The 12,704-nt window shown below is 68.4% G+C and carries 13 protein-coding genes and 1 pseudogene; 3 read left to right on the top strand and 11 right to left on the bottom strand.

All coding sequences use genetic code 11. The annotated features are described in order from the left end of the window. Positions 1–84 precede the first annotated feature (84 nt). The 9 genes and pseudogenes from ACWGI8_RS27450 to ACWGI8_RS27410 all read right to left on the bottom strand — a co-directional run. Positions 85–1,074, bottom strand: a complete 990-nt coding sequence (locus ACWGI8_RS27450) for a tyrosine-type recombinase/integrase (RefSeq protein WP_453664852.1) — start codon at positions 1,072–1,074, stop codon at positions 85–87. Continuing rightward, positions 1,071–1,742, bottom strand: coding sequence for a tyrosine-type recombinase/integrase (locus ACWGI8_RS27445; protein WP_453664850.1), 672 nt, complete (start codon positions 1,740–1,742; stop codon positions 1,071–1,073). Before ACWGI8_RS27445 ends, ACWGI8_RS27450 begins: the two co-directional genes overlap by 4 nt. A 23-nt stretch (positions 1,743–1,765) precedes the next feature. Then, on the bottom strand, positions 1,766–2,002 hold the full coding sequence (locus ACWGI8_RS27440) for a hypothetical protein (RefSeq protein ID WP_453664848.1): 237 nt from the start codon (positions 2,000–2,002) through the stop codon (positions 1,766–1,768). Then, a complete protein-coding gene (locus ACWGI8_RS27435) occupies positions 1,999–3,201 on the bottom strand; it encodes a site-specific integrase (protein WP_453664847.1) in 1,203 nt (400 codons plus the stop codon). The genes ACWGI8_RS27440 and ACWGI8_RS27435 overlap by 4 nt, the downstream gene beginning before the upstream one ends. A 62-nt stretch (positions 3,202–3,263) precedes the next feature. After that, positions 3,264–3,935 carry an ATP-binding protein gene (locus tag ACWGI8_RS27430; RefSeq protein ID WP_453664845.1) on the bottom strand — a complete coding sequence of 224 codons (672 nt, stop codon included), beginning with the start codon at positions 3,933–3,935 and terminating at the stop codon, positions 3,264–3,266. Next, entirely contained in the window at positions 3,932–5,014 is a 1,083-nt protein-coding gene (locus ACWGI8_RS27425; RefSeq protein WP_453664844.1) for a Mu transposase domain-containing protein, read from the bottom strand. Before ACWGI8_RS27425 ends, ACWGI8_RS27430 begins: the two co-directional genes overlap by 4 nt. A gap of 67 nt (positions 5,015–5,081) precedes the next feature. Then, complete coding sequence (locus tag ACWGI8_RS27420) at positions 5,082–5,597, bottom strand: SMI1/KNR4 family protein (RefSeq protein WP_453664842.1); 516 nt, start codon at positions 5,595–5,597, stop codon at positions 5,082–5,084. A gap of 105 nt (positions 5,598–5,702) precedes the next feature. Then, positions 5,703–6,068 carry a hypothetical protein gene (locus ACWGI8_RS27415; protein WP_453664854.1) on the bottom strand — a complete coding sequence of 122 codons (366 nt, stop codon included), beginning with the start codon at positions 6,066–6,068 and terminating at the stop codon, positions 5,703–5,705. Between the two features lie 30 nt (positions 6,069–6,098). Further along, positions 6,099–6,353, bottom strand: a pseudogene (locus ACWGI8_RS27410) (tyrosine-type recombinase/integrase); the annotation flags it as partial. Between ACWGI8_RS27410 and ACWGI8_RS27405 the strand changes: the two are divergent. Then, entirely contained in the window at positions 6,320–6,910 is a 591-nt protein-coding gene (locus ACWGI8_RS27405; RefSeq protein WP_453664841.1) for a hypothetical protein, read from the top strand. The pseudogene ACWGI8_RS27410 and the gene ACWGI8_RS27405 overlap by 34 nt on opposite strands. A gap of 620 nt (positions 6,911–7,530) precedes the next feature. Here the strand turns inward: ACWGI8_RS27405 and ACWGI8_RS27400 are convergent. Further along, positions 7,531–8,553 carry a tyrosine-type recombinase/integrase gene (locus tag ACWGI8_RS27400; protein ID WP_453664839.1) on the bottom strand — a complete coding sequence of 341 codons (1,023 nt, stop codon included), beginning with the start codon at positions 8,551–8,553 and terminating at the stop codon, positions 7,531–7,533. A gap of 467 nt (positions 8,554–9,020) precedes the next feature. On the opposite strand from ACWGI8_RS27400, the gene ACWGI8_RS27395 reads away from it, so the two are divergent. After that, a complete protein-coding gene (locus ACWGI8_RS27395) occupies positions 9,021–9,173 on the top strand; it encodes a hypothetical protein (protein WP_453664837.1) in 153 nt (50 codons plus the stop codon). Positions 9,174–9,484: 311 nt separating this feature from the next. Here ACWGI8_RS27395 and ACWGI8_RS27390 read toward each other — a convergent pair whose 3' ends face one another. After that, positions 9,485–10,816, bottom strand: a complete 1,332-nt coding sequence (locus ACWGI8_RS27390) for an IS110 family transposase (protein WP_453664836.1) — start codon at positions 10,814–10,816, stop codon at positions 9,485–9,487. Positions 10,817–11,066: 250 nt separating this feature from the next. Between ACWGI8_RS27390 and ACWGI8_RS27385 the strand changes: the two genes are divergently transcribed. Further along, the gene (locus tag ACWGI8_RS27385; RefSeq protein WP_453664834.1) at positions 11,067–12,443 is read left to right on the top strand and encodes an IS1380 family transposase; all 1,377 of its coding nucleotides are present in this window, start codon (positions 11,067–11,069) and stop codon (positions 12,441–12,443) included. Positions 12,444–12,704 lie beyond the last annotated feature (261 nt).

The following is a 12,704-nucleotide window of genomic DNA, read 5'->3' as shown; positions in this document are numbered from 1 at the left end:
GGATTAGGTCGTCAGCGCGCTGAGCCGGGAACGTCACCTCTCGGCAGGCTCAGCGGCAAGCCCTTTGAGAGAGCCTCGGCATAGTCACAGGCGATCGAGGAAGGCCAGAACCTTGTCGGTGGGCCGGTAGCGGCCCGGCCGGGCCGTGACCGGCGCGGTCAGCGCGAGCGCCTTCTCCTTGATGGTCATGTCGGCGTGGACGTAGGCGTCGGTGGAGCGGACGCCGGCGTGGCCGAGCCAGAGTGCGATGACCGTGGTGTCGACGCCGGCCTGCAGCAGCGACATTGCGCAACTGTGCCGCAGGACGTGCGGGTGGATGCTCTTGTCCAGCAGGGACGGGCAGGATCGCGCCGCGGTCTGGGTGTGGGTGCTCAGACGTTGAGCGACCGCGTCGCGGCTGAGGCGCCGTCCGGTGCGAGTGCAGAAGAGGGGGTCGCCGGGGCGTCCGGCGCGTTCGTTCAGCCAGGCGCTCAGTAGGTTCTGGACGGGGCGGTCGAGCGGGACGGTGCGCTGTTTGCGTCCCTTGCCCTCGCAGCGGACGGCGGCGCCATCGCCCAGGGTGATGTCGTCGCAGTTCAGGCTGGTGAGTTCGGTGACGCGCAGGCCGGTCTGGACGGCCAGGGCCAGCATGGCCTTGTCCCGTCGTCCTTCCCAGCGTTTCGGATCCGGTGCCGCCAGCAGGGCGTCGACCTCCGGTCCAGTCAGGAACGTGACGGTCCTCTTGTCGAACCGCTTGGGCGGGATGTCCAGGACCCGCTGGATGAGCAGGGCGTGTTCGGGGTGCTGGAGTACGGCGTAGGAGAACAGGGAGCGGATCGCGGTCAGGCGGACGTTGCGGGTTCTGGTGCTGTTGCCGCGCTCGTCCTCCAGGTGGTTCAGGAACGCGGAGATCACGTCCGCGTTCAGGTCGTTCCAGTCCAGCTTCGCCGGGGCGGTCCCGGTCCGCTGCTGGACGAAGCCGAGCAGGAGGCGGAGCGCGTCGCGGTAGGCAGCGATGGTGCGGGGGCTGGCCTGGCGCTGGCGGGCGAGCCGCTCGGTGAAGAACGCCTGCAGGGTGGGTGCGATCAGGGTCATGGGCGGGCCGCCTTGCGGACGGCGTCGCGGCGGGCGGCGGCCAGGGCGAGGAGTTCCGGGGCGGCCGACAAGTACCAGTAGGTGCAGGCTGGTTCTCGGTGTCCCATGTAGGTCGACAGTGACGGGATCTTCGCCTGGATGTTCTCCTCGGTGCGATACCAGTCCAGGAGGGCCCGGACGGCGAAGGTGTGTCGCAGCTCGTGCAGCCGAGGTCTGTGCGGGGCGCCGATCCCGACGCGGGCAGTGTCGACCAGGGCCCGGAACACCGGATGCACGCAGGCGTAGATCAGCCGCCTGCCGGTGAGGGAGATGAAGAACGCGGGGTCCTTGACCCTGGGCATCAGGTCGTCGCGCAGCCGGTCGTACTCGCGCAGCGCGTTCGTGGTGCTGTCCAGCAGCGGGACCAGGCGGGACTTGCCGAACTTCGACTCGCGAATGTGCAGCACGCCCTCGGTCCAGTCGATGTCGTCGCGGTCCAGCTTGATTGCCTCGCCGATGCGCAGGCCGGACGCGGCCAGCAGCCCGATCAGCGTGTGATAGGTCGCCGCCCGCAACGGCTGGGGGATCGTCTCTTTGGCCGCTGTCATGATCGCCGCGATGTCGGCATCGGAGTAGAGGAAGATCTGCCCCCGGCGCCGGTTGTAGGGCACCAGTCCCAGAGGCGGCACCTCGGTCGCCGGGTCGATCCCGCTCAGGTAGCGGGCGAACCCGCGAACGGCGGTGATCCGTCGGGGACTGCCGTCGTGATCACCTCGGGCTCGCGGGTCTTCACCCAGTCCAGCGCGGCGGCGATGGTCACGGTCTGTTCGCCGCGGTCATCCATGAAGCTCACGAAGTCCGGCAGCAAATACGCCGCCTCGGCCATCTGGTGCCCCAGCGAACGGCGAAGCCGCAGATAGTCGTCGACCGCTTGGCGAAGATCGGTCATGCCGCCTCCGTCCCGGGCCAGGGCTGTGCGACCGCGCGCAGGGCGATGAAGTCGACCTTCGCGTAAAGCGCGGTCGTGGCCAGGTCCTGATGCCGAAGCACCTGCCCGATCGCCGTGAGCCCGGCGCCGTGCCGGAGCATGTCTGCGGCCAGGGCATGACGCAGTCGGTGCGGCCCGACCTTGAGCGTGCCGGCCCGCCGACAGGCTCGTTCCACCACGTCGCCGACCAGGTCCGCCCGGATCGGACCGTGCGGAGCCTTGCAGGTCAGGAAGACATGGCGGGCATCCAGGCGAGGTCTTGGGCCGGTCGCGTAGGCGACCAGGGCCTCGCCGACGTCGGCCGGGAGCGGGAGCCGGTCCTCACGGCGTCCCTTGCCGCGGACGACGATCTCGCCGCAGCGCCAGTCGATGTCGTCCAGCAGCAGCCGGGCCACCTCGATCGAGCGCAGTCCGAGCCTGGCCACCAGCATCAGGATCGCGTAGTCGCGGACGCCGACCGTCCCGTGGCGCGGAGTATGGTCCAGCAGTCGCTGAACGTCGCTGGTCGCCATCGTCGGCGGCACGGAGGCGAAGCGCCAGCCGCCCACTGGAGGCACCGCGCCGCCGAGCTTCATCGGGGTAACGCCGTGAAGGTGAAGGAATCGCATCAGTGACCGCAGTTCGGCCACCCGTCCCTTCGCCGAGCCCGCCGAGACCCTGGCGCACTCCCGCAGCAGGAACGCGTTCAGGTCGGCGCCGGTCAGGCTGTCCGGCGTGAACTGGCCGTCGGTCACGGCTTGTTCGGCCAGGAATCGCCGGGCGGTGTTCTCGTAGCGCAGCATCGTCGACGCCGACAGTCCACGCTCGGACTCCATCCAGTGCTGGTACCGCGCCAGCAGAACATCCGCCGGCGACGGTGGCACCTGTGGTGCGGGCACCACTCCGGCCTCACGCAGGAACGTCAGCAGCGGGACCATGCCGCGCGGCCCTGCCACCCGGCGACGACCAGACTTCCGCAGGTCGGCAAGGTGCTGGTTCAGCCGCCCCTCGTCCAGATCGGCAACATCGAGGCCCTGCCTCGATAGCCACAGACCGACCTGCCCCAGATCCTTGAGCATGTTCCTGGCGGTCAGAGCTGTGTACCCGCGCTCCGCCAACCACCCCCGGTAGCCCTCCACCTGCGGTGCCAGAGCACCCGCCTTCCGACGCGATCCCGCCACAGCCCCACCCCCTTCGCGGGAGCCCCCTGCCCCCACGATCAAGGTCCTGCCCCACGCTGGAACTATGCAGAGGCCAACACGCCCGTATTCACACGAAAGGGACCATCCCCAGCGACACTCTCGGCATAGTCACGGACTCGGCATAGGTCCAGGCAGAGAAGGTCGATCTTGCTGTAGCGGGCGATGACCGAGGACAGGCGGCGGGCCGCGTCGGCCTCGGCGAGCTCGTTCACCAGCGCGCTGGTGGCGGTGTAGCGGACCGACAGGCCGGCCTCGGCGATCGCGGTGCCGATCCCGATCAGCAGGTGAGACTTGCCCGTGCCGGAGTCGCCGATCAGCACCAGCGGGCGGCCCTCACGAACCCAAGTCGGGGATTTGAGGTCCGCGACGACCTCCGGGGTGACGTTGGGGTTCTTCGCGAAGTCGAAGTCCTCCAGCCGCTTGGGCCTGGGGAAACGGGCCAGCCGCAGCAGCCGCTGCTGACGGCGCAGATCCCGGTCGGCGAGCTCGACCTGCAGCAGGTCCAGCAGGAACTGCTTGTAGGTGGCCTGCTCGCGCCGGGCGGTGGTGGCCAGGTCGATGAACCGCTCACGGAACGCCGGCAGCCGAAGCTCGCGGCATGCCTCGTCGATGAGCATGTCCTCCGGGTCGCCGGGCAGCGACATCCTGCGCGGGGGGACCTTGTCGGCCCCCGGCTCCTCGTCCTGGTCGGTGACGGTGACGGTCGGGCTCATGCGCCGTGGCCTTTCTGGGTCTGGCCTGTGCGGCCGGGAAGCGGGCTCAGCAGCCGGTCGTACCTGCTCATGTCGGGCAGTGCCTGGCGCGGGTCGGGCGGCAGCCGGCGCGCGTGCAGGGAGATCACCTGTGCCCCGCCCTGACCGGGCGGAGGCGACGAGCCGTCCGCAGGCGCCGCACGAGAGCCGGCCAGGAGCTCGGCGTCATCCGCATCGGTGCCCTCCATCGCCTTGCGGGCCTCGATCGTGACCAGGTCGGTGGAGACCGACCCGATCCGCAGACAGGTCTCCATCGCCGCGACCAGGGCCTCCGCAGGCAGTTGACGGTGCAAAAGCAACACCTCGATCAGCATCCGGGTGCCCTCCCGGTCCCCGGCCTTCTGCTTGGCAGCCCCCCAGAACGCCTCGTGGACCTTGGTGAAGCCGCCCTCCGCGCGGGCTTGGGCGAGCGCGGAGGCCCCGGCGAACGCACCGGGCTTGACCAGCAGGATCTCCAGGTAGTGGTCCAGCAGGTCGTGGTAGGTGTAGCGGCGCGTCAGCCTGGGATGACGGGCGACGACCTCGCGCCCGTCGAACACCCACAGCTCGTTCGCCCGCAGCTTGACCCGCACCTTCGTGCCGATGAACTTCGCCGGCACCGAGTAGTAGCACTGCCTCACCGTGATCCGGGAGTTCCGCGCGACCACCGGCGTCAGGTCGATCCCGCAGTCGTAACCGTCCGCCGGCAGCGGCCGCAGCCTCTCCCGCTCGGCCTCGAAGTCGAACCCGATCGACGTCGGCCGGCCATGGATGTGCCGGGCGTCCTCCGCAATGTCGATCGCAGCCAGCCGCTCGTTGAGCTCCGCCAGCGACTCCACCTGCGGCGGCGGGACCAGATGCTTGCGGCGGAACCGGCCGCCCTCGTGCTCCACCCCGCCCTTCTCATGGGCGCCGTCCTCACCAGGCGCGCAGTAGAACGCCGAGAACTGATACCAAGACTTCAACGACGCCCACCGCGCCGACTCCAACCGCGACCGCCCGAACAGCACCTGCTTGACCGCGGGCTTGAGGTTGTCGTACCGGATGTGGACCGACGGCACCCCTCTAATATGCGGGTCTCGTTGTCAACGCCAATACGACGATCCCGCAGTGATGAGTGGCGGTCCGTCAGCAGGATTCGAAGCTGGGGACAGCCGGACCGATGTTGCCGTCTTCGTCCATGAACTCGAGCCGTTCCATGAACGCCACGATGAACTCGGTGAACGAGCCGTCGAAGGTCTCGCATCCCTCTTCGTGGGCCATGGTGACGATCTTCCAGCGGTCTGGATCCGGGTTGCAGGGCAGGAAGAAATGCTCGTCGCCGCCATAGTCGTAGCCCCAGGAGATCAAGCCGCCCGGCTCGGGGTGGAACGGGTGCGGGAAGTCGTCCGGGCGGCGTTCGCGCGAGTTGGCGAAGCTCTCGTGGATGCGGCGCATGCGCTCCAGCAGCGGGCTGGAGCCGTGGGGGTGGAAGACCACAAGCTCTTCGGCAATCACGCCGGTGCCGTAGGTGTCCAAGAATGCCTTGAAGTCGCTCGGCAAGGGTGACCCCACATAGCTCTCGACCTCGGTCCAATCGTCGGGTGACCACCGACGTGGCGACGGCACGCCGAGCAGCTGCTTCAACGCTTCGAGTCCTGCCATGCGCCTCACCTGCTCGATCGCCGTGATTGAACGGGGCAAACCTAACGGGATCAACCTGTCCAGTGGACGGCGGGGTGGCTCCCCGGCCCCGCCAGGTAGGGAGAGTCAGCCAGCCTGCTCGTCGAGGCGGGTCAGCAAGCCGTCGAAGATCTGCTCACGAGTGACCTGTCCCTTGGCCGCGGCGTCGTCCCGCTGGCGTTCGAGAGTAGGCCGGAACTCAATCGTCGTGACGAAGAAGGTGCAGGACTCGCAGATCGACTCGAAGTGGCAGTCCATCTCGACGGGGCGAGCGCAGTATCCGTTGCCGAGCATGCGGCGGTGCATTTCCCGGCGGAGCTTAGCCATCTCCGAGCCCTCGGCATCGGCCGGCAGCTGGCGCGGGGCGTCGTAGAGTGCCTCCACCTTCTCCGAGATGGCGAAGTACTCGTCCGCCACGGTTCGGTCGGCGATGCGTGCGTAGACACGTGTCATGGACAACGATCGATGTCCAAGTAGCGCGGCGATGGCCTCGAGGGACATGCCCCGGTTGATGGCCTGGGTGGCCAGAGTGTGCCGGAGCTGGTGTGGTGTGACCCTGCCGAGGCCCGCCCGCTCTGCGGCCTTGCGGACTGCGGCTTCGATGCGGGAGGCGTTGACCGCACGGCCGTGGTCGGTGAACAGCAGGTTCGAACGTAGGCCCTCGGGCCGGTGCAGTAGCCAGTCGTCCAGCAGTGTCTTGAGCTGTGGGTGCAGGGGGACGTAGCGGTCGGTGTGCATCTTGCCGACCGGACGCGGAGCCAGTAGGCGGAGCCGATCTGGACGACTGCGTCGATGGTGAGTCCGAGCATCTCGCCGCGACGCATTCCGGTGCGGGCGAGGATCTCGATCGCCAGCCGGACGAACGGATCGGGATCGCGCCGGGCGGCTGCCAGCAGCTTGGCGGCCGCGGCGTCGTCGAGGAAACGCGGCAGCGGCTCGTCCGCGATCGGGAAGTCGCTGTCGAACACCAGCTGGCGGGGCGGTCGGTCGACGGCGTCCCACTCGTCCAGACGGCGGAAGAATCCTCGGAGCTTGCTCAGCCGGTCGCGGACGGTGTGCCGGTGGAGCGGCCCGCCGCGGGCGGCTGGCCGCTCCAGCAACCACTGCCGGTAACGTTCGACGTGCCGCCGCTTGAGCTCGGCGACACACGTCACGGCGGCGTCCTCGACGGCCACCAGAAGAGCGAACTCCCGCAGCGTCAGCTCGGCGTTCTTCACGGTGCCCGGCCGCAGCGTCCCGGCGGTCTGCTGCAGGTAATGCTGCATGGTGGCCGCCATCGCGGCCGGAACGCGTGACCACTCCTGGGCCCGCATGTCGGCCCGGTCCGGGGAGCGTCGGCGTGGGAGATGGCCGGACAACTCGCAGTGGAAGAGCGTTGCCTCAAGATTGAACAGGGAGGTCGACAGGGCCTTGACGCCTCGGTTGGGGATGCGGCGGGCCGCCTCCAGGAGCAGACGGCGTCCCTCGTCCCAGTCGCTCTGCTGTAGCTCGTGCGGCTGCTTGCCGAAGAGCGCCACGAAGTGGCCCAGCAGGTTGAACTGGGTCATGGCCAGCGCGTCACGAAAGCCGAGCGACCGGGCGGTCTCCATGAACCGAAGGTGCAGCTCCGGCTCCGTCCTGGCCAGCACGATGCCCAGCCGCGGGCGCCTGGCGACCAGGTAGTCCGCGCCGGGCTGGAGGCGTCCGGTGACCGAGAGCCAGCTGATGAACCGGTGGGTCTCGTGGTTGAACGCGAGCTGGCGGTCCAGCGGCAGGCGGCAGAAGTTCTCCAAATTGGGAACCGTGGCGAGCAGGGCGCGGGCACCCCACCTGACCTTGTGGTCGGTGTTCATGCCCTGCGCGGCCCGGTGAGCGAGGTAGAACTCGACCAGGTCCGGACGCACGATCGGCAATGCTGCGGCTCTGGCCCGGCGCATCAGGCGTCCGCACTGCCGGCATCGATGGCGGCGCTCGCCTCGAGGTACTGCTCGGCGAGCCAGCTGTTCGCGAGGTGGATGTAGACCCGAGTCGATTCGATGGAGCGGTGTCCGGCCTGTGCCTGTACCGCTTCCAGGGCCATGCCCGCCTCCCGTAGTCGGGTCAGGCAGGTATGGCGGAGCTGGTGGCAGGTCAGCCGCGGCAGTCCGGTCCGCTTCCGGACCCCGTCGAGGATCTCGTCCAGACCGTCGGAGGAGAACGGCTGGCCACGAGTGGGCCCGCGCAGCACCACGAACAGCCGGTCGTGGTCGACTGCAGGACGTTCCCGGTCCAGGTACTCGCCGACTGCGGTGAAGAACTGCGAGGAGATCGGTATCAGCCGCTGGTGCCCGCCCTTGCCCTCGCTGATGAAGACCCTACGTTCCCCCGGCGACAGGTCGCCCAGCCGCAGGCCAAGCACCTCGCAGCGGCGCAGTCCACCCAGCAGCATCGCCAGAACCATTGCCCGGTCCCGCCTGGTGTTCAGTGCGCCAAGCACCTCTTCGACCTCGCGCGGCCCGAGGACGCGCGGGAGGGTGCGGGGCGTGCGCAACAGCGGCGACCCTCGATTGCCGCTCCGGCGGCGGTTGGCCAGCCCGGTCGGCACCGGGTTGCGTTCGATGGCGAGGTCATCGCGGGTCATCAGGTAGCCGAACAGGCCAGAGACGCTGGCGAGTCGACGCTTGATGGTTCGTGCGGAGAGCCCCGCCTCACCGTCCTCGAGCCGGACGACCTTCGTCCCTCGCCGTGGCTTCTTCTGCGCGGTGATGAACGTGAAGATGTCTGCGGTAACGACCTCGGTCGGTTCCTTGGAGATCACCGAGAAGAAGACCTTCAAGTCGTAGGCGGTGGCCAGCAGCGTGTTCGGCCGGCAACGTGCCGCCACGAACTCCAGGTAGTCGTCGACCAGGGCGTGCCCCAGCGATGCCGCGGGGCTTCCGGCGGCATCGACGCGTCGCACCAGTTCCGGCTGCCAAGTCATCCGCGCTCCTCGACGGGAGCGACCATCCTGACCGGGAACACGAGATCGCGGAAGAGTTGTCACCCACATAACCGCCCAACACCGCGAACGCCTCCACGTGCCCTTCCAGGAACGACTCCTGGGCCTGCGAGGCGAACACCCGGTGGACAGCCTTGCCCGAATAGGACAGCCGCAGCGTGAACAGCACACACTTGCGTCGCTGCCCGGCCAGGTCCAGCCAGAAGTCCGCGAAGTCGACCTCCGCCTCCTCACCCGGCCTCTTCGCCTCCGGCACCATCCCCTCCAGATGCCGACGGCCCTCCAGAGCCTCCGCCCGGACCTGCGGCCGCCGCCTGGCCACGTAGTCGTAGACCGTGGTCAGCCCAGCCAGCTCGAAGTCATGCTCCGCCGCCAGACGCTCCATGATCCGCGGGATCGTGTGTTTCTGCTTCGCCGGCGCGTCCAGGTCCTCGCGCAGCATCGCGTCGATGAAGCCCTTCACCGGCTCCAGCACACTCGGCCGTGGCGGCGGCGACTTCCGTTTCGGCGGCACCGGCGACTCCAACGCCTTCCGCACCGTGTTCCGCGACACCTTGAACCGCACGGCGAGCTCCCGCCCCGACAGCCCCTGCTCGCGCTGAGCCCGGCGGATCCTCTCAAACAGCCACTCACGTGACCTGTGCACCAGCGGTCTCCCTGACCTGGACCGTGATCAACAGGCACAGCGTGACGGCCGAACAGCGCAACCCAATGCCGCGTAGTTAACCTCGCGCTTTCGCGAGTGTGGGTGTCCGAGGCTTGATCAAATAAGCGAGGAGTGCCGCTGACCTGGGACGATGGACTTGTCTAGGGTCCTGTTCGTCGCAGAGAAAGCTGCACTCCTGAACGGAAAATCCCAGTCGTGGGTGGGCAGGTAGGGCTTCTTGTCCCGCGGTCTGCCGCTGGAGCGTGGTCAGGCGGCCGGCGCGAGGGTGACGTCGTGTCCGAGGGCTTGGAGTTGGCGGACCAGGTCGCGGGTCTTGCGTTCAGGGTCCAGGCGTCGGGAATGCCAGTCCGGTCCCAGATCCGTGAAACGCACCGTGGGGTTGTTGATCAGGTGCCAGACGATGACCAGGATCGAACGGGCGACGGCGATCAGGGCCTTGCGATGGCCTCGGCGCTTGACCAGACGCCGGTAGCGGGCACCGAGGAAGGTGTCGGTCTTGGCCGCGGCAGTGGCCACTTCTCCGAGGACGCCTCTGAGCCATGGGTTTCCCTTTCCCGTAGGCCCGGAGACGTTCTTCGCGCCGGACTGGATCGTTCGAGGTGCCAGTTTGGCCCAGGAGACCAGATGGCCGGGGGTAGGGAAGACTCGCATGTCCGGGCCGATCTCAGCCAGGATGATCCCGGCGGCCCGCGGTCCGATACCAGGAATCTCGTCCAGGCGCTCGATCAGCGGCAGCAGTCCCGCCGCTGCCTGCTCCGACGATTCCGTGGTGCAGGCCGTGTCTGCCTGGCCGTCCAGGAGAGGGATGGCGGCCAGGACCTGGGTGATCCGTGCGGACAGGTCCTCGATCTTCGCGGTGAGGTGATCGGCCGTTTCCAGCAGTAGTCGGCATACATAGGCGTGGTGTTCGTCGAACTGCCCGGTGAGCGCCTCCACCAGAGCGGTTTTCTTGGACACCAGGCGCCCGCGGGCGAGGTCGGCCAGAGCGCGCGGATCACGCTCCCCGCTGATCAGCGCGTCCAGCATGGCCCGCCCCGAGAGGCCGAAGATGTCGGACGCCACGGTGGAGAGTTTGATCTGGGCATCCTCCAGAAGCTTTTCCACCCGCTGCCTGGTCCGCGTCCGTTCTCGGGTGAGCACGGTGCTCAGGCGGGTCAGGTCCCGCAGGTTTCGGATCGGCTTGGGCGGCACGAACGAGGCGCGGAGCATGCCGCGTTCGGTGAGCTTGGCGAGCCAGACGGCGTCCAGCTTGTCGGTCTTCGGCCGCCCCGGGACGTTCTTCACATCGCGGGCGTTGACCAGCCAGCAGTCCAGGCCACAGGACTCCAGCAGGTAGAACCAGGACCTCCAGTACGTGCCGGTCGCTTCCATCACGACGCGGGTGATGCCTTCCCGGACCAGATGGTCGCCCAGCTCCAAGATCGCGGTTGTCGTCGCTCCGACATTCCATACCCGCTGCACACGCCGCCCCTCCACGCTCGCGTGGGGCACCCGCGTGCACACCATCCCGGTCGCCTTCGCCACGTCGATCGCCGCCACACGATCCAGGGGATCGTCGTTGTGCTCGGTCTCCTCCATGCACCGCAGATCCTCCACGGCTCATCCCTCCCAGTGCCGAACTTGCTCCAGGCAGGGCCGCCCGAGGAGCTGAGGGACAGGTGAAAGTCTGAACGGCGTGCTCAAGGCAACAGTGCGTAGCCCTCGGAACGGCTCCCGGCGCCAGACTCAGGTACGGGCTCTGTGTCCAAGAAGTGACCGGCGTCGAGCGGACGGCCCCGCCCCATTTTCACGCCTGGACAGGCGTCACCGCAGGGATACGGGGACTCAGGTGAAGAAGCGTATCGGGTCGTACCCGCGTGTGCGTGTCGAGGGCCGCGGTCACGGGGTGGTTTCCCAGGCCGGGTCTGTACTGCTGGTGGAGACGGCTCGCAAGACCGGCCTGGATGTGGCGATATCGGCGGCGCTGGCACCGTGGCGCAAGCCGCGGGCAATACATGATCCGGGCAAGATCCTGCTGGATGTCGCGTTCGCGGTCGCACTCGGCGGGGATTGCCTGGCCGATGTGGGCATGCTGCGGGCCGAACCCGACCTGTTCGGGCCGGTTGCCTCCGACCCGACCGTCTCCCGTCTCATCGACACGCTCGCCACGGACGGCAAGCGCGCCCTGGCCGCGATCCGCACCGCCCGCGCCGAAGTACGCGAGCACGTCTGGAAGTTGGCCGGCGTCTCGGCGCCGGACGCCGACGGGCAGGTGATCGTGGACCTCGACGGGGTGCTTGTCATCGCACACTCCGATAAGCAGGACGCCGCTGCGACCTGGAAGAAGACCTTCGGCCACCATCCGCTGATGGGGTTCGTCGACCACGGCCGCGGCGGGACAGGAGAACCGGTGGTGGGACTGCTGCGGCCGGGGAACGCAGGCTCCAACACCGCGAGTGATCACATCGAAGCTGCCCGGCTCGCGCTCGCTCAGCTGCCCAAACGCTACCGGCGCGGACGGCAGACACTCATCCGCTGCGATTCCGGCGGCGGCACCCACGAGTTCGTCGCCTGGCTCGCCCAGCGCGGACGGTGGCTGTCGTACTCGGTCGGCATGACCATCACCGACGCCATCCACTCCGCCGTCCTCAAGGTCCCGGCCAGCGCGTGGACGCCGGCCGTCGAACCGGATGGTGAGATCCGCGAAGGCGCCTGGGTGGCCGAGCTCGCCGGTGATGTGCTGGACGGCTGGCCCACGGGCATGCGGCTGATCGTCCGCAAGGAGCGCCCGCACCCCGGTGCCCAGCTCCGCTTCACCGACGCTGACGGCATGCGGCTGACCTGCTTCGCCACCAACACCAAGGACACCGCGATCGCGACGCTGGAGTTGCGGCACCGCCAGCGGGCCAGAGCCGAGGATCGCATCCGCGCCGCACGGGCCACCGGCCTGCGCAACCTGCCCCTGCACCACGCCGAACAGAACCAGATCTGGCTGGAGATCGTCCAGATCGCCTTGGACCTGCTCGCCTGGATGCCGATGCTGGCGCTGACCGGCGCAGCCCGCCGGTGGGAACCCCGCCGCCTGCGACTGCGGCTCTTCTCCGCCGCTGCCCAGCTCGTCACCACCGGCCGCCGCCGCATCCTCCGACTGGCAGAGCACTGGCCCTGGACCAACGTGATCACCAGCGCCCTCGCCCGGCTCGACGCCCTCCCGCACCCTGGCTGACCAGCAGCGTCCCGCCCCTACGAGCAGCACCACCCCGGAGCCGTGGAACCCGGCGCCCACCCGACGCGACAGCCGGCCCATCAACCTGCCCACAAGCAGAAATCTCCGCCCTGAACGAGCAGAAAGGGTCCCTCAGCAAGCTGACGGACCCTCATGCAAGATCGAGGTTAAGTGTTTTTGATGTTCTGTTTCCACATGTGCACAGCGACGCGCCCGTGTTGGTTGTGGATAGTCAACCGCTGTGGTCGCTGCTTTTTGCGG

Source organism: Streptomyces sp. NPDC054841, assembly GCF_053611045.1.
The sequence above is the reverse complement of the archived record's forward strand: the minus strand, read 5'-3'. Positions and strand labels throughout refer to the sequence as shown.